The organism is Tianweitania sediminis (assembly GCF_017813335.1).
In the GTDB taxonomy this organism is placed as follows: Bacteria; Pseudomonadota; Alphaproteobacteria; order Rhizobiales; family Rhizobiaceae; genus Tianweitania; species Tianweitania sediminis.
The window spans coordinates 1,049,094-1,068,251 of the sequence record NZ_JAGIYY010000001.1 but is presented as its reverse complement, the minus strand read 5'-3'; the positions used below and the strand labels follow the sequence as shown (position 1 = coordinate 1,068,251).

Annotated in this window: 17 protein-coding genes and 1 pseudogene; 17 read left to right on the top strand and 1 reads right to left on the bottom strand. The window is 62.1% G+C overall.

The features are described from left to right. Nucleotides 1-317 precede the first annotated feature (317 nt). From J5Y06_RS05160 to J5Y06_RS05110, 11 genes are all read left to right on the top strand, one after another. Nucleotides 318-1,118 (top strand): hypothetical protein, encoded by an 801-nt coding sequence (locus tag J5Y06_RS05160; protein WP_209333972.1) that lies wholly within the window; start codon nt 318-320, stop codon nt 1,116-1,118. Between the two features lie 73 nt (nt 1,119-1,191). Further along, nucleotides 1,192-1,632 (top strand): group III truncated hemoglobin, encoded by a 441-nt coding sequence (locus tag J5Y06_RS05155; protein ID WP_209333971.1) that lies wholly within the window; start codon nt 1,192-1,194, stop codon nt 1,630-1,632. A gap of 177 nt (nt 1,633-1,809) precedes the next feature. Then, nucleotides 1,810-2,295 carry an RrF2 family transcriptional regulator gene (locus tag J5Y06_RS05150; protein ID WP_209333970.1) on the top strand — a complete coding sequence of 162 codons (486 nt, stop codon included), beginning with the start codon at nt 1,810-1,812 and terminating at the stop codon, nt 2,293-2,295. Beyond that, on the top strand, nt 2,292-3,929 hold the full coding sequence (gene ccoN / locus J5Y06_RS05145; protein ID WP_245247565.1) for a cytochrome-c oxidase, cbb3-type subunit I: 1,638 nt from the start codon (nt 2,292-2,294) through the stop codon (nt 3,927-3,929). Before J5Y06_RS05150 ends, ccoN begins: the two co-directional genes overlap by 4 nt. A gap of 4 nt (nt 3,930-3,933) precedes the next feature. Then, nucleotides 3,934-4,686, top strand: a complete 753-nt coding sequence (gene ccoO, locus J5Y06_RS05140) for a cytochrome-c oxidase, cbb3-type subunit II (RefSeq protein WP_209333969.1) — start codon at nt 3,934-3,936, stop codon at nt 4,684-4,686. 10 nt (nt 4,687-4,696) lie between these two features. After that, a complete protein-coding gene (locus J5Y06_RS05135; RefSeq protein WP_209333968.1) occupies nt 4,697-4,870 on the top strand; it encodes a cbb3-type cytochrome c oxidase subunit 3 in 174 nt (57 codons plus the stop codon). Then, nucleotides 4,858-5,739: a cytochrome-c oxidase, cbb3-type subunit III gene (gene ccoP / locus J5Y06_RS05130; protein WP_209333967.1), complete on the top strand. Its 882-nt coding sequence runs from the start codon at nt 4,858-4,860 to the stop codon at nt 5,737-5,739. The genes J5Y06_RS05135 and ccoP overlap by 13 nt, the downstream gene beginning before the upstream one ends. 201 nt (nt 5,740-5,940) lie before the next feature. Continuing rightward, complete coding sequence (locus J5Y06_RS05125) at nt 5,941-6,759, top strand: DUF2189 domain-containing protein (protein WP_209333966.1); 819 nt, start codon at nt 5,941-5,943, stop codon at nt 6,757-6,759. Between the two features lie 2 nt (nt 6,760-6,761). Then, entirely contained in the window at nt 6,762-9,011 is a 2,250-nt protein-coding gene (locus J5Y06_RS05120) for a heavy metal translocating P-type ATPase (RefSeq protein ID WP_209333965.1), read from the top strand. Further along, on the top strand, nt 9,008-9,274 hold the full coding sequence (gene ccoS / locus J5Y06_RS05115) for a cbb3-type cytochrome oxidase assembly protein CcoS (RefSeq protein WP_209333964.1): 267 nt from the start codon (nt 9,008-9,010) through the stop codon (nt 9,272-9,274). The genes J5Y06_RS05120 and ccoS overlap by 4 nt, the downstream gene beginning before the upstream one ends. Nucleotides 9,275-9,612: 338 nt before the next feature. Beyond that, a complete protein-coding gene (locus tag J5Y06_RS05110) occupies nt 9,613-10,116 on the top strand; it encodes a DUF2231 domain-containing protein (protein WP_209333963.1) in 504 nt (167 codons plus the stop codon). A 186-nt stretch (nt 10,117-10,302) separates the two neighbouring features. Here the strand turns inward: J5Y06_RS05110 and gdhA are convergent. Further along, nucleotides 10,303-11,657 (bottom strand): annotated as a pseudogene (gene gdhA, locus J5Y06_RS05105) (NADP-specific glutamate dehydrogenase). Nucleotides 11,658-13,139: 1,482 nt separating this feature from the next. Between gdhA and rnk the strand changes: the two are divergent. The 6 genes from rnk to J5Y06_RS05075 all read left to right on the top strand — a co-directional run bounded on the left by rnk (nt 13,140) and on the right by J5Y06_RS05075 (nt 19,120). Beyond that, entirely contained in the window at nt 13,140-13,589 is a 450-nt protein-coding gene (rnk, locus tag J5Y06_RS05100; RefSeq protein ID WP_209333962.1) for a nucleoside diphosphate kinase regulator, read from the top strand. 144 nt (nt 13,590-13,733) lie between these two features. Beyond that, nucleotides 13,734-14,273, top strand: a complete 540-nt coding sequence (locus J5Y06_RS05095) for a GreA/GreB family elongation factor (RefSeq protein WP_209333961.1) — start codon at nt 13,734-13,736, stop codon at nt 14,271-14,273. A gap of 24 nt (nt 14,274-14,297) precedes the next feature. Next, nucleotides 14,298-15,044: a sulfite exporter TauE/SafE family protein gene (locus J5Y06_RS05090; RefSeq protein WP_209333960.1), complete on the top strand. Its 747-nt coding sequence runs from the start codon at nt 14,298-14,300 to the stop codon at nt 15,042-15,044. Nucleotides 15,045-16,662: 1,618 nt separating this feature from the next. After that, nucleotides 16,663-17,178: a PTS sugar transporter subunit IIA gene (locus tag J5Y06_RS05085; RefSeq protein ID WP_209333959.1), complete on the top strand. Its 516-nt coding sequence runs from the start codon at nt 16,663-16,665 to the stop codon at nt 17,176-17,178. Next, on the top strand, nt 17,175-18,029 hold the full coding sequence (locus tag J5Y06_RS05080; RefSeq protein ID WP_209333958.1) for a hypothetical protein: 855 nt from the start codon (nt 17,175-17,177) through the stop codon (nt 18,027-18,029). The genes J5Y06_RS05085 and J5Y06_RS05080 overlap by 4 nt, the downstream gene beginning before the upstream one ends. After that, nucleotides 18,023-19,120, top strand: coding sequence for a carboxynorspermidine decarboxylase (locus J5Y06_RS05075; protein ID WP_209333957.1), 1,098 nt, complete (start codon nt 18,023-18,025; stop codon nt 19,118-19,120). Before J5Y06_RS05080 ends, J5Y06_RS05075 begins: the two co-directional genes overlap by 7 nt. Nucleotides 19,121-19,158 lie beyond the last annotated feature (38 nt).

Below are 19,158 nucleotides of genomic sequence, written 5' to 3'. Positions count from 1 at the left end.
AGGTGAAGCGAGCTCCTACAGCCAGAATGGCCTTCCTTGGCCCATGTGCTGCACGCTCAGCCGCGCTTGGGAGCGCGCTCGCACATCGCTATTGGAACGGTGCTTACCGACTAGGAGAGACCATGATCAGCAGGATCCTTACTGTCGCAGCGTTCGGCGCATGCCTTTCGATGTGGACGGGAGTGGCTTCCGCAGGGGGCACGGCTCCCTCCCCCGTACAAACAAATCAAAATAACCACGCTCACCAGCATACGCCGAAAGCAGAAGACAGCACCTATCAGCATGGCTCCGTTCGGGGCGCATCTGTGCAGGTTGAGATGAAGACGCAACCAGAGAGGTTGCGGACGCGCGACCGTGCAGAGCTCGTTTTCTCCCTGAAAAGTCCATCCGACCAGCCTCTGGGCGAACTTCTGGCGCATCACGGCCGCAAGTTTCACATCGTCATCGTCAGCAAGACCATGGATGTGCTTGGACATATCCATCCCGAGGATTTCGATGACGAAGTGGACGGCGAAACAACCAAGGCGTTCTTCACGTTCCCTCAGCCCGGTGATTATCTCGTCGCGGTCGACTTCATGACCGAGGAAGGTGCTCAGAACAAGCAATTCATGGTTGAAGTCAAAGGCGCTGCCAATCCGACGCGAACGGAAGCCCCGTCCAGCATCCTCTCCGTGCGACTGGAAGAAGAGGACCGCTATGTTGAGGCTGCTTCCTTTTCGGCTACGCCTGAGGCGCAGGACTATGCAGTTTCCGTTCAACAGCCAGATGAGATCAAAGCCGGTGAGGCGGCGAGTTTCGCTTACCGCGTCATGAAAGGTGGGGAGCCTTTGACAGATCTGAGACCTTACCTGGAGGCGCCTTTGCATCTGGCTGTCGTGAAAGACGACCTCACGATCTTCCTCCATACTCATGGGACGCTTCCGGACGCGAGCGGCGTCGGCCATGGTGACGCGCACCACGGTCATGCGAGTGGCAAGGCTGACATGGAAACCTTTGGGCCGGAAATCGCGGCGACGGTCACCTTCCCCAAACCAGGAACCTACTACCTGTTCGCTCAGGCCGCGCACGGCGAGCAACTGCTGATTTCGCGTGTCCCAGTCCACGTCGCTGACAAATGATCAGCGCAGAAGATCTTTTCCGAGGCCTCTCGCTTGGAACGCGTCCCGGATGCCACTCGGGCGAGGATCAGACATGAACGCACCGCTGGCAGGCCGACCGCGCCCGGTCGAGGAACGGGCTCTCGATCATCCTGAGATCGACCGCGCTTTCATTGGCAGGCTGGTCCGCGAGTTCTATCGGAGGGTGCGCGCGAACCATCGGCTCGGCCCCATTTTCGAGGGGGTGATCGGCAGGGATTGGGAGCCGCATCTCGAGAAGCTCACCGACTTCTGGAGCGCGGTGATCCTGAAGAACGGCGCCTACAGCGGCCGTCCGGTCCCGGCGCACCTGAAGCTCAAGCAGGTCCGCGAGGAGGATTTCGACATCTGGCTTGGCATCTTCAGGCAGACCGCCGCAGACCTGTGCGAGCCGGATGTCGCGAAGGTTTTTGTGCAGCGCGCAGAGAGAATCGCGCAGAGCCTGAAGCTCGCCATGTTCTTCCGGCTGCCGATGGCCCAGCCACGTGAGGACTGACGTGGTTTCTCCTCGATCCACAACGCTCCTTCGCCCCAAGCGCGAACAGCGTCGCCAACTCGTTACCGCCCGCTCCCTTCCGCGCGGGCGAGCGTGCGGATTGTTTCCGCGCCGCTGCCACGGCTGCGGTGGCACAGGTCTGACGTGTCTGGAACGCACTGGAGCCATCGGAGCAGCATGAGACTTACCCTCCATACAGAGCACGCCGTGCACATGTTGGTCTACCTTGCGGTCAACCCCGGGGCACGCGTCACCGTGGCGGATGTCGCTGCCTTCTACGGAACCTCCCGCAATCACCTCATGAAGGTCGCGCTGAACCTTGGCCGGGCAGGATACGTCAGGGGCGCCAGGGGGCGCAGCGGGGGACTCTCGCTCGCAAGGCACCTCGAAGGAATCTATCTCGGAGAAGTGGTCAGGCATATGGAAGCTTTCGCCTCCAGCGGCAGCACGCGTATGGAACACGGGCAGCGCGCGCCTTCCTCGGCAATCAGCCTGGCCGGGCTCGCCGCAGCAGCCCTGAAGGCCTACCTCGGCGTGTTCGACCAGTGCACGCTTGCGGACCTGGCCTCGGGCTGCAAAGTTTCCCAAGGCTTGCGAGGTCGAGATTCGCCAAGCGGCCGCTTGGGAATGGTGCCCGCTTGGCAGCAGACGGAGGGATCATGATTCGGCAGCTTACGTCCTCGGAGCGGCAAAACGCGCTGGTCATCGCGCTCGCGGTGGCGATCGTCGGCATCGCCATGGCGGCGGTCGGGCGTTCGGACGTGCTCGGCGTCCATGGCGTTATCGTCATGCTGTTCGGCGGCATCGTGGCTTACCTGGTCATGTCGACGTTCTACGATCCCGAACCGACGGAGGACCGCGCAGCCTCGTACTACGACGACCCGATCAAGGCGGGGATCATCCTGTCGATGGCATGGGCCGTCTTTGGCATGTTCATGGGGGTCTGGGTCGCCGCGCAGCTGGCTTGGCCGGACCTGGCGTTCGATGCTGGATGGTCGACCTTCGGTCGGCTGCGGCCAACCCACACGAGCGGTGTCATATTCGGCTTCGGTGGCAACGCCCTGATAGCGACCTCCTTCCACGTTGTGCAGCGCACGTCCCGTGCCCGGCTGGCTGGACAGATCAGCCCCTGGTTCGTGCTGCTGGGCTTCAACCTGTTCTGTCTGCTGGCCGTGTCCGGCTATCTGATGGGTGTCACCCAGTCCAAGGAATACGCGGAAGCCGAGTGGTATGCTGATCTTTGGCTGGTGATCGTCTGGGTGACCTACTTCATTCTCTACATCGCGACGATCGCGCGCCGGAAGGAGCCGCACATCTATGTCGCGAACTGGTATTTCATGGCATTCATATTGGTGGTTGCCATCCTGCACATCGTCAACAACCTGGCGATTCCGGTCTCGTGGGGCAGCGTGAAGAGTTACACGATCTGGCCAGGTGTGCAGGACGCGATGGTGCAGTGGTGGTACGGACACAACGCGGTAGCGTTTTTCCTGACGGCCGGCTTCCTCGGCATGCTCTACTACTACCTCCCCGTAAGGGCTCAGCGACCGATCTTCTCCTATCGTCTGTCCATTCTGAGCTTCTGGGGTATTACCTTTTTCTACATGTGGGCGGGTTCGCACCACCTGCACTACACAGCACTCCCGCACTGGGTGCAGACGCTGGGAATGACCTTCTCGGTCATGCTCCTCGTCCCTTCTTGGGCATCCGCTGGAAACGCGCTTCTGACCCTCAACGGTGCCTGGCACAGGGTGCGTGATGACGCGACGCTCCGCTTCATGATGGCGGCGGCAGTGTTTTACGGGCTGTCGACCTTCGAAGGATCGTTCATGGCGATCCGGCCCGTCAATTCGCTAAGCCACTACACGGACTGGACCGTCGGCCACGTTCACGCAGGCGCGCTAGGCTGGGTGGCGCTGATCACTTTCGGATCGCTCTACACGCTGGTGCCAAGCCTCTGGAGGCGCGAACGCATGTACTCGGCGGCGCTGGTGGAGATCCACTTCTGGTTGGCGATCGTGGGAACGCTGATCTATGTGTTCGCGATGTGGAACTCCGGCATTATCCAGGGCTTGATGTGGCGGACTTACACCGAGGAAGGCGCGCTCGCCTACTCGTTCATCGACTCGCTGGTGGCGATGTACCCCTACTACATTGCCCGAGCCTTCGGCGGCCTCCTGTTCCTCATCGGAACCGTCGTTGGCTGCTACAACATGTGGATGACCGTGCGGTCAGTGCCCATGGCAGCACGGACGGCCGACGTGCCCGTAACGGCCGCTGTGGTGCCGGGGGAGTAGCGATATGCCTGAGATGTTTCACCGCAAGATCGAGCGCTCGGCGGTCCTCTTCGTGCTCGCCATCATCGCCGCGGCGAGCGTCGGCGGCATCATCGAGATCGCGCCGCTCTTCACGATCGACGAGACCGTGGAAGAAGCTCCGGACATGCGCATGTACACGCCTTTGGAACTGGCTGGCCGCAATATCTATATCCGCGAGGGCTGCTACGCCTGCCACAGCCAGATGATCCGCACGCTGCGCGACGAGGTGGAGCGCTACGGTCCATATTCGCTTGCGGTCGAGTCCCGCTATGACCGACCGATGTTGTGGGGATCGAAGCGCACTGGGCCGGATCTCGCCCGCGTCGGCGGCAAGTACTCCGACTTCTGGCACGTGGCGCACCTGACGAACCCGCGGGACGTGGTGCCGGAATCGAACATGCCCGCCTACGCTTTCCTGGCCCGCAATCAGTTGAGGACGGAGGACCTGCGGGACCACCTTGCTGTGCAGCGCACGCTCGGCGTTCCGTATACGGAAGAGATGGTGGAGAATGCCGCGCGAGACGCCTACGGCCAGGCTACGCCTGACACTGATTTCGCGGCAGGCGTTACCGAGCGGTACGGCGACGCGACGCAGGTTAGCGCCTTCGATGGTGTGACCACCCACGTCACGGAGATGGACGCCCTTGTCGCCTATCTCCAGATCCTCGGACGGCTGACTAACGCCGCCTACCGCGACACTGCAGCCACCGAGAAGCCGCCGGAGGCGCAAGACTAAGGAGATCGGAATGGACTTCAGCTACAACTCGCTTGTGGCGTTCTCCAAAAGTTGGGGCCTGTTCTACATGATGGGCTTCTTCCTCTGCGTCTGCGTCTACGCGTTCTGGCCAAAGAACCGGAAACGTTTTGACCGCGCCAAGCACAGCATCCTCGATCAGGACGACAAGCCATGGCAGAAGTAGAGCGCGATCCGGTCACCGGCCGTGAAACCACGGGCCACGAGTGGAACGGCATCAAGGAACTCGACACGCCAGTTCCGCGCGGGGTCTTGATTTTTTTGATCATCACCCACCTGTGGGCCTTCGCGTACTGGTTCTTCATGCCGTCGTGGCCGCTGGGCGAGACGTACACGAAAGGACTTCTCGGGGCAGATCAGAGGACCACCGTTGAGGCGCGCCTCGTCGAAGGCCAGGAGGAGCGGGCACCCTGGATGGCGCGCCTCGAGACCGAACCCTACGACGCGATAGTGGCGGACGAGGCGTTGATGAAGACTGTCCGTGGCACCGGGCAGCAGCTCTTCGGTGACAACTGCGCAGCCTGCCACGGACGCGACGGCAAGGGGCGCGCCTTCTATCCCGACCTGACCGACGACGACTGGCTCTGGGGCGGCGGCCCGGAGCTTATCGAGCAGACGATGCGCGTCGGTATCAATACGAGGCATCCCGAATCCCGCATCGCCCAGATGCCCGCCTTCGGGCGAGACGAAATGCTTGATCGTGAGCAGGTCAGGAACGTCGCCGCCTACGTGTACTCACTCACGAACCCTGAATACTCGACCGCGGAGAACCTGGAGCGGATTGAGGCCGGGCGCGAGGTGTTCGCCACCACATGCGCCGCTTGCCACGGGGAAAACGCTGCAGGCAGCTCGGAGGTTGGGGCTCCCAACCTGACCGATGCCTATTGGGTATACGGGGGCACCATGGATAGCATCATCGCTTCCGTACACGGAGGCAGGCAGGGCCATATGCCGACATGGGACGAACGGCTGTCAAACGTGGAGATCCGCACGCTGTCGCTCTACGTCCACGATCTAGGGGCGCGTCAGCCTTGACCTCTCGGACCGAGCTATCCCGCCGGAAACTGCGGCTCGCATGGCTACTCGTCCCGGCGGGGCTGCTGATCTTTGCCGGAGCAAACGCGCACCTCGTCTACGTCGCGTTCCAGTCGCAGCCGGAATGCGTGCAACACCTTAAGGCCGCCAGCAGCGGCCAAGGCTACCGCGCTGCAAAGTCGGCGTGCTGAGGAGAAGAAGATGGGCCAAACCGACAATTCATACTGGCTGCTCAGCGAGACATCCGGCATCGGCGAGACGAGGGACCCGCGTCTTCAGCGCCACCTGCCGCTCCTCGCCGGCGCAGGCTGGTTGGCAGCCGGCTGGCGGGATTTCTGGATCCGGCCAGCGTTCAGTATCGCCTACGGAGTGGGTGTCTTCGTCCTGTCCGTGGCGTTTGTCTGGACCCTGATCGCGTTCGGTCGCGACTACATCCTTTTTCCCTCCCTGGCGGGTTTCTTGATCGTCGCCCCCTCCCTCGCCGCCGGCCTCTACGAGAAGAGCCGGGCGATCGAGCAGGGGCGGCAGGCCAGTTTCGGCGCGATGCTCCGCGTGCGTCCGAGCGCCGGCGCGCAGGTGTTCTTCACAGGTTTGCTGCTGTGCATGCTGACGCTTCTTTGGAACCGTGCAGCCGTGCTGCTGTGGGCGCTGTTCTTCGGTGTCACCGCCTTCCCCGGTCTCGATGGTGTCGTGGGGCTGCTCGTAGGAAGCCCGTATGGATGGGCTATGCTCTTGGTGGGCACTGTCGTTGGCGGATTGTTTGCGTCCTTCGCCTTCGCCACCAGCGTCTTCGCGGTGCCTATGCTGCTCGACCGACGCGTCGACGCGCTGACCGCAATGGCGACGAGCATGAAGCTGGTTTGGAACAACCTGCTGCCGATGATCGTGTGGGGCGCAATGGTTCTCGTGCTTTTCGGCGTCTGCGTCGCCACAGGGCTCGTCGGGGTGGTCGTAATTTTCCCTCTGCTTGGACATGCCACGTGGCATGCCTACAGGGCAGTGGCCCTGCCGGAGGGCTGACCATGGGCTGCTGTGCGCCGGGAACCGAGGCTGGGCTACTGCTGGCGAAGATCGGCGATTTCTCCGCTCGCGAGATGGTTCTGGCGAGCAGAGATTTGGGCGGCGGCATGTTCCAGACCGACTTGTCCGTGCCGCAGGTGCGATGCGCGGCCTGCATCTCAACCATCGAGAGCGCGCTAGGCGGGCTTGATTCGGTAGTTGCCGCCCGCGTGAATCTGACGTCGCGCCGAGTGGCGGTGCGGTGGAAGAGCGAAGGAAACGTGCCTCCCCTGTTCGATGCGCTGAAGGCCGCCGGCTACGATGCCAGCGTGGTCGATGTGGGCAACGATGCACGCGATCCGGAATTGTCACGGCTGCTGAAGGCGACGGCCGTCGCCGGCTTCGCTGCCATGAACATCATGCTTCTTTCCGCCTCGGTGTGGTCGGGGGCGGACGCGGAAACACGCGACGCCTTCCACCTGATCTCCGCCCTCCTCGCCCTGCCCGCCGTCGGATATTCCGGGCGCGTCTTCTTCGCCTCGGCCTGGCATTCGGTCCGCACGTGGACCTCGAGCATGGACCTCCCGATCTCGGTTGGCATCCTCCTTGCCCTCGGGCTCAGCCTCTACGACACCTTGGCAGGAGAACAGCATGCTTACTTCGACGCGGTGACATCCCTGATCTTCTTCCTGCTTGCGGGGCGCACCCTCGACCATGCGATGCGAGCCAAGGCGCGGAATGCTGTGATGGGGCTAGCCCGCCTGATGCCGAGGGGCGCGACATTGATCCGACCTGACGGAGCGCGCGAGTTCCGTGACATCGCGGAGATCGAGGTCGGTGACCATCTGCTGGTCGCGCCCGGAGATCGTATTCCGGTAGACGGCACCGTCGTGGCGGGTGTCAGCAGCCTTGACCTTTCGGTCGTGACGGGCGAGTCGGCTCCCGAACGCGCGCAGCCTGGCAGCGAGGTGCTGTCCGGCACGCTTAGCCGTAATGGCGCGCTGACGATCCGGGCCGACAGGATGGCGCGCGATTCCTTTCTTGCCGACATGGTGAGGCTCATGGAGGCGGCCGAGGACGGGCGCGCGCGGTACCGGCGGATTGCAGACCGAGCGGCGGCGCTCTATTCGCCCGTGATTCACCTGCTGGCGCTCGCCACCTGCGCAGCATGGCTGCTGCTCACGAGCAACTGGCATACCTCAGTTACAGTCGCCATATCCGTTCTCATTATCACCTGCCCCTGTGCGCTGGGCCTTGCCGTGCCGATGGTGCAGGTCGTCGCAGCGCGTCGCCTATTCGACCTTGGCATTACCTTGAAGGACGGCAGTGCTCTCGAGCGCCTCGCCGAAGCCGACGCTGTCGTCTTCGACAAGACGGGCACGTTGACCGCCGGAGCGATGCGCTCGGTCCCGCATGCGGTGGCGGCTGCAGACCTTACGGCCGCCGCGAGCATCGCGTCTTACTCGAGGCACCCGGTCTCCCGCGCTGTGGCTGCACTTACAGCTTCGCGTACGGTCGTCGAGGACCTTCGCGAGATTCCCGGCTTCGGCATCGAGGCGCGCGTCGGAGGAAGCGTCTACAGGCTAGGACGGCCGGATTGGGCCTCAGCCAAGCCCGGGCGTGTTTCGGACGAAGCCGGTGCGTGGCTAAGCAAAGACGGGCAGTCCGTGGGGTCGTTCACGATCTCGGACGGGCTGCGGGCTGGCGCGGCAGAAGCCGTTCGGACGCTGGCGAAAGTCGGGATGACCGTCGAGTTGCTGTCCGGCGACAACGCAGAGGCAGTCGGCAAAGTAGCGGCGGCGCTGGCGATTTCGGAGGCTCGCCACGGCGCGTTGCCGGAACACAAGGTCGCGCGCCTCGCGGAGCTGGCATCCGCGGGGCGAAGGGTGCTGATGGTCGGCGACGGGCTCAACGACGCGCCCGCGCTTGCGGCCGCGCATGTCTCGATTGCCCCATCTTCGGCGGCCGACGTAGGCCGCAACGCGGCCGACCTTGTGTTCCTGGGACGCAGCCTGGAAGCCGTGCCGCAGGCGGTCGGTGTCGCCCGTGCCGCTGCACGCCTCGTGCGGCAGAACCTTGGCCTCGCGATTGCATACAACGTCCTAGTCGTACCTCTGGCGGTGCTGGGCCACGTGACACCCCTGATGGCTGCGATTGCCATGTCGACATCATCGATCGTCGTGGTCGGCAACTCGCTGCGCCTTCCTCGCGTGAAGAAGTCCGCTGCCGCTGGGCCTGAGCTAGAGGCTATGCGCCTCGCGGATGCGGCATGAGCTACCTGGCCTGGCTGGTGCCGATAGCGCTGGGAATGGGAATAGCGGGCCTTGCAGCCTTCTTGTGGTCCATGCGGAGCGGGCAGTACGACGATCTCGACGGTGCAGCAGAACGAGTCCTGATCGCGGAAGGCACGGATGCCCCCCTGCTGCAGGAAGCATGGAAGGAGCAGTTGTCCGCGGCGCCTTCCTCGTTGAGTGGGAACGTGCTGTCCGTCGGTGGCGTTCTCACGGAAGGCGTCGGTGAAAGGAGCAATAAGTGAGAGAAGCATCTGACAGGCCTTTCGATTGGGTGGCGGCGCTTGCACTTGCATCCGGAGCAGTAGTTATGGTGCCTAGCCTCGCCGCACTCGCAGTCGCCCTCATTGCGGTTCTCGCGGCAGTCTTCTGATGCCAGTCCTTGGCCGCTCACGAGCTTGTGGGTGCGACCTGTTCGCCTGCTCAGTCACGGCACGGTTCGATTTCGTTGATCGCGGCGATCGAACGTTCGCCACGCCACGCGCGATATCCGTTCCGCCACAGTCCCGGCCGCGTCACGGCGCACGTCCTTAGGGAACCTAGAACCTCAGACACCGTTGGATCCCGATATGGAGGTGACGCCATGCTGCAGGACCTAAGAGGAATTGCCACCACCGCGAAAATCGCCGGCCATCCCATCCACCCAATGCTGATTCCGTTCCCGATCGCCCTGCTAATCGCCACGTTTACCAGCGACCTCGTGTTCTGGGGGACGGGTGATGCATTTTGGGGCCGTGGTTCGTTTTGGCTCCTCGTCTCCGCTCTGTTCATGAGCACCCTGGCTGCCGTTGCAGGGTTCGTCGACTTCTTCGGCAACGTTCGGATCCGCCAGATGAGCGATGCGTGGCAGCACATGATTGCCAACCTCGCAGCGGTGGTACTCGCAATGATCAATCTGTTCGTGCGTTGGGGACCTGATCCTGCCCAGGGGGTGCTCCCCTGGGGTTTGCTATTGTCCGCCGCAGTAGTGCTTCTCCTCCTATTCTCAGGATGGAAGGGCGGGTCCCTCGTCAATCACCATCGCGTCGGAATACATCCGGAAGAGCCTGCCAGCGGCTCTGAACCTCCGGCTCACGGGCGATATTGATCCAGCCGATTCCCCTCCAGCTACTTCCGTTTGTTGTGACAGCCGGACGAGCAGCCGAGCGGTCAACGAAGTTCTTATGGCTCACATGCTCTACCAAGGAAGCTGCCACGGAGCCGCTGCGTGCTTAGGTCCGCTCCTGAATGCCAGGGACAACGATCCCCGCACCCGCCCATGAGCGGCATTCGCTTAGATTACGCCCAACGCACGCATTGCCTCAGCCACGCGGACGAATCCCGCGACATTGGCACCGAGGACGTAGTCACCAGGCGACCCGAATTCTTCAGCCGTGCTCGCGCACGTGTCATGGATGGTGCGCATGATGTCGGCCAAGCGAGCTTCGGTCTGCTGGAACGTCCAGCTGTGCGGGAGGCGTTCTGCTGCATCTCCAAGGCTGACGTTGCTACGCCGCCCGCATTGGCAGCCTTGCCCGGAGCGAACATCACGCCCCCTTCCTGGAATATGCGGACGGCATCAGGAGTCGATGGCATGTTCGCGCCTTCACCGACGGCGATGGCGCCGTTGTCGATCAAGACCTTCGCATCGCGGCCTGTCAGTTCATTCTGCGTTGCAGAAGGCATGGCAACGTCACAAGGAACATCCCAGATCGTTCCCTCACCAGCCTTGATGAAAAAGGTGCATCGACCTTCCCCTTTGAGCCGCAGATAGTCGGCAATGCGTCCGCGCCGCACCTCTTTAACCTGCTTGAGAAGTCCTAGATCGATGCCCTCTTCGTCAACGACATAGCCGGAACTGTCAGAGACTGCGACAACCTTGCCTCCGAAGGACTGAACCTTCTCGACGCTGTAGATTGCAACGTTGCCCGATCCTGACACCACGACCTTCTTGCCTTCGAAGCTCAGGCCTTTGGTTGCAAGCATCGCTTGGACGAAGTAGGTGTTGCCGTATCCCGTCGCTTCAGTGCGAGCTCTCGATCCGCCATAGAATAGAGCCTTCCCAGTCAGAACTCCTGCCTCGTAGCGGTTCGTGAGTCGCTTGTACTGCCCGAACATGTAACCGATTTCGCGTCCGCCCACGCCAATGTCGCCAGCAGGAACGTCGGTGTACTCTCCTATGTGCCGGTGCAACTCGGTCATGAAGGATTGGCAGAACCGCATGATCTCTCCGTCGGACCGGCCGCGCGGATCAAAGTCCGATCCGCCTTTACCGCCCCCGATGGGCATCCCAGTAAGAGCGTTCTTGAACGTCTGCTCGAAGCCAAGAAACTTGATGATTCCGACATTGACAGACGGGTGGAAACGGATCCCGCCCTTGTAAGGTCCGAGAGCGGAATTGAACTGCACCCGAAATCCCCTGTTGATACGGACATTCCCTTCATCGTCGACCCAGGGAACCCGGTAGATAATCTGGCGCTCAGGCTCGCATATGCGCTCGATCAGCGCATGTTCAAGATAGTGAGGGTGCTTTGCCACGACCCGCCCTAAGCTCTCCAAGACCTCCCGCACGGCCTGGTGAAACTCAGGTTCGCCTGCATTGCGTTGAAGGACCTGGTTTAAGATGGGTTGGAGCTTTTCGTCGATCATCGCACGTCACCTGCAGTTCATCCCAGCCTCAGCTGGCTTGGCATCCCTATCTCAGGTGTTCCTCGTCATAAACAGCAAATCAGCACCACAAGTTGCAGTTCGCTCGGAGTAGTAGTTCCGTGGAATGATGGGGGACGAGGATCCAGCCATGTCGGGTCCACGTTGCAGGGCCGGGCGTAACTAGCTCAGCCCAAACAGCTCGATGGAGCAGGTGATTTCAGCAGGCTATCCTTTGCAGCGTGACGCCGTCTTGGCTAGTACAGGAAGCCCTTAGGAATGGGCGGCGCCTCCGGAGGCGCCGCTGACGGCGAGTCTAGTGTCGCCTTGGCTGCCGTCGTGGATCCGGTCACAAGCGCATTGCCGTCGCACTGCCCCCGGTGCACAGAGGTCATGCCTTGGAAGAGCTTTGTGCAACTTGGCTATGCCGGACGCGCCGTAGCACGGCGACGCAGCATCCAAGGGATGTTTGGACGGCGCAAGCATCGGTGCCTTGCCCCTGTGCGATAAGGAACCTGAGCAGCCTATAACCATGGCAGCCATCAGCGTAAGTCTGTCTTGGAGTGGCTTCCGCAGGCGATAGGACTGCATCCCTGTCAAGCGCCTCAGTCGGCCGATCGCATCAGCCTAAGCTAAAGAAAGCGCCCGCAAACTTGCCTAGGTCGGAATGGGGGCAAGACCAGAGAGGGAGGTCGCGCAGGCCATTCTGATCCAGCCAGAGGGCTGGTTTTTGGAGGACGGAACCCGCCGTGGCTGACGGCATCGCAGCCTTCGGGTCGATACCGCATGGTCAATAGGGGCGGCACGGATGTCTATCTTCTCGGAAGCGCCTCTCCTGAGCCATTGCCTGGCCGCCCGACCAAGCGTCTCAGCGCTTCGCTACCAAGAATTCGATCAAGAAGCAGACCTGCGACGATCCGGTCTTCGCCGCTCCGGTAGTGCAGGTGCATCTCCACGAGAGCTTGTGGTGGCCCGACGGGATAATGGCGCATGTAGTTACAGGCCTAGGACAGGTCGGCAAGCAGGACATTCGGCTGCGTGCTAGGCATCCTGTAGATGATGGAAACTCCGCGATCCAGTCGAGCGCGAGTTCCGCGCCTGCTCTATCGTCTGGTTCAACTAGCCTGCCCAAGATGCTTGAACTCCGCTTGGACGGCCCGGACCTGTATCGCTCCCTCTCTTATGTCCCCGCGAAGGCAGGCCCGGAGTAGCTGCCCCCGGCGCGCGACAGGTCCACGACTTGACAATTCCGTTCCGAAGGCCCACGTCTGTCGCATCATGGTTTGCTTCTCGCGCGCCCTTTCTACTTTCTTCAGGGTTTGCCCCATCGCGGGCATCTGACCCCCGGCTGGCCGCGTCGCGTCCCGGCCGCGGGGCGTAGGCAGATATGCCCTTCCGGGCATCCGAAAAGCGAAAATTCCCATTTGATCACATCCGGACGACATTACGCTGTCGGTCGGCAACAGCCTCGAGGAGGCCAAGTAAATGGCTCCTGCGATCAAAAAGCACCGCAAACCCGCCATCACGCTCGCACGTTCGGACAGCGAAAGGCTCTGGCGCATCGCCGAATCCTTCGCCTCGCGGAATCCCGGGTTGGCCGAGGAACTCATTTCGGAATTGGAGCGCGGTCGGGTGGTGGATGACCGCCGGGTCGCCGCTGACGTAGTCCGAATGGGGTCGACGCTGTGCTACACCAGCGACCTCGGTGAAGACAGGACCGTGACCCTGGTCTTTCCGGGTGAAGCAGACATCGCAGAGGGCAAGGTTTCGATCCTGACACCTATAGGCACCGCTTTGATCGGGCTGTCTGCCGGACATTCTATCGCCTGGACCGCGCGCGACGGGCGGACACACAGGCTGACGTTCCGGTCAGTGGACAATCCGGAGACCTCGGTGCCTTCTTCGGCCGCGGCAGACTTGCGGGATGCCTCGTGACTCAAGAAGGGCCTTGCTGCCGTCTCTCCTTGTATGGAGGCTGCCTCATCGCAGGATCCTGACCCCTGCCCGCCTGGGGCGGCCAGGGGAGTCTCCGTCATGCCTCAAGGTAACCGCTCCCGAAGGGGGCGAGGGAGAACAGCGATGAAAAACGATGCCTGCCTGTTAACGACCAAAGATTTCACCGTGCTTGAGGTCATGCTGGACCGCTGCATGAGCCGGTCCGATCCATTGGTGCCCATCTTGAACCGGAAGATCAGGGCTGCCACGATCGTAATCCGTGACCAGATGCCGGAAAACGTAGCCACGCTCGGAAGCAGGCTGACCTTCAGCGTGAACGGCCGCGACCCTGATACTCGGATCGTCTGCCACGACCGCATGACATCGCCGATCGGACTGTACCTGCCGATCTCGACAGGGCGGGGCTTGGCGCTGCTTGGCCTCGAAGAGGGGCAGGAGTTCGTCATGCCGGGACATGACGGGGCTGAAGAACGGATCCGCCTGCATCAGGTCCACTACCAGCCGGAAGCCGCTAGGCGCGAGAGGGACGCTCTCGAGCAGATGTCCACTCCCCGACAGCGGAGGCTGAACCTCAGGGTCATCCAGGGGGCGCTCCGCGACCCTGATCCCTTCGCCTCGCCGACACCGGAAGGCTTCGATGATCCCGGACCGTCGGCGGCTTGACCGCCATCATAGCAGGAGCACACCGTGCCGGAGTATCTGGTCCTGGTCGCGGCCGCGTTCTTCGCGGGAATGCTGAACACGGTCGCGGGCGGAGGAACCTTCCTTACCTTTCCCGCGCTCGTCTACGCAGGCGTTCCCGCCGTGGCTGCGAATGCAACCAGCGCCGTCGCGGTGTTTCCCGGCTATATCGGCGGCACCTTGGGTTTCCGGAAGGAGATATCGACTTTCGACCGCCTCCGGCTTGTGAAGATCGTCGCCGTGACGGCTCTCGGGGGACTGGGCGGATCCCTTCTGCTGCTGGTCTCCTCGAACGAGGCGTTTTCGGCGGTGGTTCCATTCCTGCTCGTCATTGCGACGCTGGCGTTTGCCTTCGGCGCCCCTATTCAGGCGTTCGCCCGGCGGCATAGCTTCGGCAAGCCGGAAGGCGCCATGGGAACCCTGATGGTTTCCGTTTACGGCGGCTACTTCAACGGCGGGCTGGGCATCGTGCTGCTGGCGCTGTTTTCCCTATGGGGAATGAGGGACCTGAACGTCATGAACGGGCTCAAGAACGCCCTGTCGCTCGTCCTTTCTGCAGTTTCGGTCATTACCTTTGCCACGGCGGGCCTTGTCGCCTGGCCCGAAGCGCTGCTGATGATGGCGGCGGCCACTGTCGGAGGATATCTTGGAGCGCCCGTTGCCAGATCCCTGCCGCCGGCCGTGATCAGGTTCGTGGTCATAGCGGTCGGAATGATCATGAGCGCGGTCTTCTTCTGGCGAGCCTGGATGTGAAGGATAACGGGAGCCGGGCAGAAGGACGATCAATGGCTGTCCGTCGGTTGAGGCGCACAGATCCGGCATTGCCGTGCCGGAATGCTGCACGGCATTCCCGCATCTACTTGCTGTCGTCGAGATCACTTCTGATCCGCCCGTAGCCCCGGGGGATCTGCAGGCGTGCCTGCATCCTCCCGGGGGCGCTGCGCTCACCCAGATGGTGTCAGTTCCCGTCAACGCAAGCCTGCGTGCGGCGGAAGCCGAGCCACCTGACGTTTCTTCGCCTGGCAGCATTGCATCTCGAGCCCGCGCCAGGCCCGTGTGCAGAGGGCATCATGTCCAACCGAAAAAGATCGATCAACCATTCTCCGCTGGCGGGGGCGCTGACCTGCGTTTTCACAAGGTGGCACCGATACAAGGCGGAATCCCTGCTCCACTCCCTGGACGACAGGGTACTCGAAGACATCGGCATCGCCAGGAACGACATTTCCCGTACGGTAGACGAGATGTTTGCGTCGGCTTCGAGAAGCCCAGCGACCGCTTCCCCAACAGATCCCACTCAGGGAACGTTGAAAATGCCGCGCGATCGGTCAGTCGCGGCTGGTGAAGCATAGGCCCCCCGATGGACACCGCCACGACCGCCATACTTGCAACAGTCATCTTCGGGCTGCTGATCGTCGCGTTCCTCAACTACTGATGTAGTCAACCTCCTACAGGCATGCGGTCGATGAACCGCATGCCTGGCTTCCTTCGCGATGAGGTCCCCCCCGGCTGTAACGTTTCGCAATCTACGTACCCACCAGGTGACATTCCGTCGCCTCGACAATTTGGAACCTGAGGATTAAGTTAGAGGCATGTGCATGGAGACTTTCATCAAAGTATCGAGGCTTGCCGGAGAGGGACGGTCCCTTTCCCGAAGCAGGCACTTCGACTTCTGATTCCGCACAGCGCCTTCTTCGGGGAATACATCGCGGACTGACCTCGCGACGTGGATGCGTCGCACGACGGAGGCTGTGATGAGGAAGTTTCCTTTCAAGCTCAACTGCATTACCTGCAATCGTACCGTGCCGAAGGCAGCCATCAGGTGCCCATGGTGCTCGACCCCGGTGTTTCATCCCTCGCCCTCCTTTGGCTTCAGGGAATCCAGTCTGCTCGCGGCGGCAGCATCCGCGTTTCCGAGACACGTTCAAAACGGCGTGCAGAGGCTTCGCGGGCTTGCGGGCCGCGTCGCTTCCTTTTTCAGCCTTCAGCGGCAGTCAAGGTCGATCAGGCGTTTCGAGACCTCAGGCGACCGTCAGCTGGAGGGCTTCGGGATCGCTCGGGAAGACCTTCCGCGGATCCTCGATGAACTCTACGCTGCCGGGCCGAGTCGCCGAGACAGGTCGGTGCCTGAACTCCGGATCGGCCTGCCTTGCACCAGCGCGCGGAATGGCTAGGGTTCGAGCATGTTGACCGTGCCTTCCTTCGTTTCCCCCAGGGGAACGCGCCTGCTCAAAGCGGGAATCTGACCCGGACGCGATCTGACCCCTGGCTCAGCGTCCGGGTCTGCCAGGCTTCACGATAATCAGAACGACCTTCACGCCTTGTTTCGAGGTGTCGATCGTCCGTGGTCCTACGGCCATGGCGAGGAGGCAATATGGAAATCACCGACCTCCTGACTGCGGATGATGTCTTCATGCAGGTCAAGGCACCTGCCAAGCGCTTCGTCCTTCGGCAACTCTCCTGTCACCTCGCCGAAGTGACGGGCCTCCCGGCGCTTGCGGTCTCCACAGCTCTCCTTGACCGGGAGGCGCTCGGCTCCACGAGTATCGGGCATGGCATCGGCCTTCCTCATGCCCTCGTGGGAGACATGGGGAGACCGGCGGCTGCACTGGCCATATTGAAGGACCCGATCGACTTCGGCTCGCCTGACTCACAGCCGGTCGACGTGGTGCTTGCGGTCATCTGGCCGCGCAAGGAGGCAGTTGCCTTCAATCGGGCACTCTCCTCCTTCTGTCGCATCCTGTACCAGCCCGATACCTTCAGGAGCCTGCGTCGAGCTCCATCGGCCGACGAGATCCTTTCCCAGCTGCAGGCGACCACCGTTTCGGCGCGGCAGTGCTTGGACGCGAGGGCACAGTCCTCGTTCGCGAGACGGGAAGCCACGCGATGAGTGAATCCTTCCACATCGTCAAGTTGAACGCGTGGCTCAACGGCACCGTGCCGGAAAGCGAGATCGCCGAGGTGCTCGGGCTCGATGTGCCAACCGTGCACCGCTTGAAAGAGGCTTGTCACCAAGCATCGGCATCGCGGCATTCGCCCAATACGCGATCGTCCCGAGACTGCATCAGGCTGGCGATCGCGAACGCGTTGCACGCGCATGCGGGACTGTCTCTGCAGGAAGCGGCGGAGGTGGCGGCAAGCAGCTGGCAGATCAGCTCGTCAGTTTCGAAGGTCATCGACTTCGAACCTCCGCCCTTTGGTGCGAATGACACCCGTCTGAACTCGTCGCTTGGCGGTTGCGATCCCTTCATGTTCATGGCGGCCCATGCAACCGAGGCGATCCCCGTACCCGCGATCGACGAATACATAGAGATCGCCGATGGCAAGAGGATCTACTGGAGAAGACCTGTCCAAGAGGCCCACCAGCTGGGGTGCGATATCCTTCGGCTTTCGCACGTCAGTCGATGCGAAGACGTTCCCGCACTGCAGGAACAATATCTCGAGGTGCTGTCGCGGCTCCGGCAGCCTGCCGAACACGTGTGCGAATGGATAGGCTCGCTGTCAGGAGGACACTTCCGGCCTGCCCCGGACAGGTTCGCCGAGCGATCCCCGGGCATGCTGCAGGGCCCGCTTTCAGGCACGGTCAGAACCCCTCACGCCGATGTCTTCGGCTCGAAAGTCTCGATCAACGTTTCGCTGGCCGCCCGCAGCATGAAGCGGCGCGTTCTTGGCCTGGCCGTGACTGGCGTACCCCCAACGAAGCCTCCCGCCCTTTTCGCAGGAACCAGAAGCCTATGCTGAAAACGCCGTTCTACCTGATCGACAAGAGGAAGCTTCGGCGAAACCTCGCGCAGATCGCCTACCTTCGCAGGAAGTCCGGCGCGCGAGCGCTCCTTGCCTTGAAGTGTTTCGCCACCTGGTCGCTGTTCGATTTCATGCGTCCGTACCTTGACGGGACCACCTCGTCCTCTCTCAACGAGGTGAAGCTCGGACACACGCGCTTCGGGGGCGAGACGCATGCCTACAGCGTTGCCTGGGCGGATCACGAGATCGACGAGGCAGTCAGCCACGCCGACAAGATCATCTTCAATTCGGTAAGCCAGCTCGACCGCTTCGGCAGACGCGCGGGCGGCATTGCGTGCGGCCTGCGCATAAACCCGGGCATCAGTTCGTCGTCCTTCGAACTGGCAGATCCAGCCCGCCCTTTCAGCCGCCTCGGCGAGCCGGACCCAGGCAGAATCGAAGCCGTCCTCGATCGGATCAACGGCTTCATGATTCACAACAACTGCGAGAACGACGACTTCGACCAGTTTTCCCTCATGCTGGACGACATCGAATCGCGGTTCGGGGAGCTGCTGAAGTACGTAGACTGGGTCAGCCTGGGAGGGGGCATTCACTTCACTGGCGAAGGCTATCCCCTGGATGCGCTTTGCGACCGCCTGCGCGGGTTTTCGGAACGCTTCGGGGTGCAGGTCTATCTGGAACCCGGCGAAGCCACTGTCACTGATTGCGCAAGCCTGGAGGTCACGGTCCTCGACACGATGTTCAACGGTCGCCACGTGGCCGTCGTGGACTCGTCCATCGAGGCCCACATGCTGGACCTCTTGATCTACCGGGAAGAGGCGAAGGTTCATCCGGATACCGGGCCTCACAAGTATATCCTGTGCGGCAAATCATGCCTGGCAGGCGACATCTTCGGCACCTTCCGCTTCGAGGACCCGCTCAGGGTAGGCGACCGCATCTCGATCCAGGACGCGGCCGGCTACACCATGGTGAAGAAGAACTGGTTCAACGGCATCGCGATGCCCGCCATCGCCATTCGCGAGTTCGATGGCTCGGTCACGGCCGTCCGTGAGTTCGGCTACGCCGACTACGAGTCGAGCCTTTCCTGAGTAGCTAACCCTAAAACGGAAGAGACCATCCCCCCGAA

What these genes read in the sequence shown, in the direction of transcription:
- J5Y06_RS05150 (WP_209333970.1), top strand. Translation starts at nt 1,810, where the DNA reads ATGAGACTTACCCTCCATACAGAGCACGCCGTGCACATGTTGGTCTAC.
- ccoO (WP_209333969.1), top strand. Translation starts at nt 3,934, where the DNA reads ATGCCTGAGATGTTTCACCGCAAGATCGAGCGCTCGGCGGTCCTCTTC.
- J5Y06_RS05120 (WP_209333965.1), top strand. Translation starts at nt 6,762, where the DNA reads ATGGGCTGCTGTGCGCCGGGAACCGAGGCTGGGCTACTGCTGGCGAAG.
- J5Y06_RS05125 (WP_209333966.1), top strand. Translation starts at nt 5,941, where the DNA reads ATGGGCCAAACCGACAATTCATACTGGCTGCTCAGCGAGACATCCGGC.
- J5Y06_RS05080 (WP_209333958.1), top strand. Translation starts at nt 17,175, where the DNA reads ATGAGTGAATCCTTCCACATCGTCAAGTTGAACGCGTGGCTCAACGGC.
- J5Y06_RS05135 (WP_209333968.1), top strand. Translation starts at nt 4,697, where the DNA reads ATGGACTTCAGCTACAACTCGCTTGTGGCGTTCTCCAAAAGTTGGGGC.
- J5Y06_RS05085 (WP_209333959.1), top strand. Translation starts at nt 16,663, where the DNA reads ATGGAAATCACCGACCTCCTGACTGCGGATGATGTCTTCATGCAGGTC.
- J5Y06_RS05110 (WP_209333963.1), top strand. Translation starts at nt 9,613, where the DNA reads ATGCTGCAGGACCTAAGAGGAATTGCCACCACCGCGAAAATCGCCGGC.
- ccoS (WP_209333964.1), top strand. Translation starts at nt 9,008, where the DNA reads ATGAGCTACCTGGCCTGGCTGGTGCCGATAGCGCTGGGAATGGGAATA.
- rnk (WP_209333962.1), top strand. Translation starts at nt 13,140, where the DNA reads ATGGCTCCTGCGATCAAAAAGCACCGCAAACCCGCCATCACGCTCGCA.
- J5Y06_RS05095 (WP_209333961.1), top strand. Translation starts at nt 13,734, where the DNA reads ATGAAAAACGATGCCTGCCTGTTAACGACCAAAGATTTCACCGTGCTT.
- ccoN (WP_245247565.1), top strand. Translation starts at nt 2,292, where the DNA reads ATGATTCGGCAGCTTACGTCCTCGGAGCGGCAAAACGCGCTGGTCATC.
- ccoP (WP_209333967.1), top strand. Translation starts at nt 4,858, where the DNA reads ATGGCAGAAGTAGAGCGCGATCCGGTCACCGGCCGTGAAACCACGGGC.
- J5Y06_RS05155 (WP_209333971.1), top strand. Translation starts at nt 1,192, where the DNA reads ATGAACGCACCGCTGGCAGGCCGACCGCGCCCGGTCGAGGAACGGGCT.
- J5Y06_RS05075 (WP_209333957.1), top strand. Translation starts at nt 18,023, where the DNA reads ATGCTGAAAACGCCGTTCTACCTGATCGACAAGAGGAAGCTTCGGCGA.
- J5Y06_RS05160 (WP_209333972.1), top strand. Translation starts at nt 318, where the DNA reads ATGAAGACGCAACCAGAGAGGTTGCGGACGCGCGACCGTGCAGAGCTC.